General features: G+C 34.7%; 1 protein-coding gene. It reads left to right on the forward strand.

Annotated elements, in window-relative coordinates; genetic code table 11:
• Positions 1-371, forward strand: a 371-nt coding sequence (locus LQ682_RS14055; RefSeq protein ID WP_002505742.1) for an IS256 family transposase, incomplete at its 5' end; no start/stop codon positions are given.
• Between the last annotated feature and the right edge of the window lie 50 nt (positions 372-421).

The raw sequence follows: 421 nt of genomic DNA on the forward strand, positions 1-421 counted from the left end.
AAAAAAATTCAAAATCTTTCAGAGAAGCTGTTAAAGGAATTTTTAAGTTCACAGATATTAACTTAGCGCGTGAGGCTAAAAATCGATTGATTCATGATTATATCGATCAACCAAAATATTCAAAAGCTTGCGCATCATTGGATGATGGATTCGAAGACGCCTTTCAATATACCGTACAAGGAAATTCCCACAATCGACTAAAGAGTACCAATCTAATTGAACGACTGAATCAAGAAGTACGCAGAAGAGAAAAGATTATTCGCATCTTCCCCAATCAAACATCAGCCAATCGCTTAATTGGAGCCGTTCTTATGGACCTACATGATGAATGGATTTATTCTTCAAGAAAATACATCAATTTTGATAAGTAGAAATGGTAAAAACATTGTATAGCATTTTACACAGGAGTCTGGACTTGACT

This window comes from Mammaliicoccus sp. A-M4 (genome assembly GCF_022386955.1).
Classification (GTDB): Bacteria; Bacillota; Bacilli; order Staphylococcales; family Staphylococcaceae; genus Mammaliicoccus; species Mammaliicoccus lentus.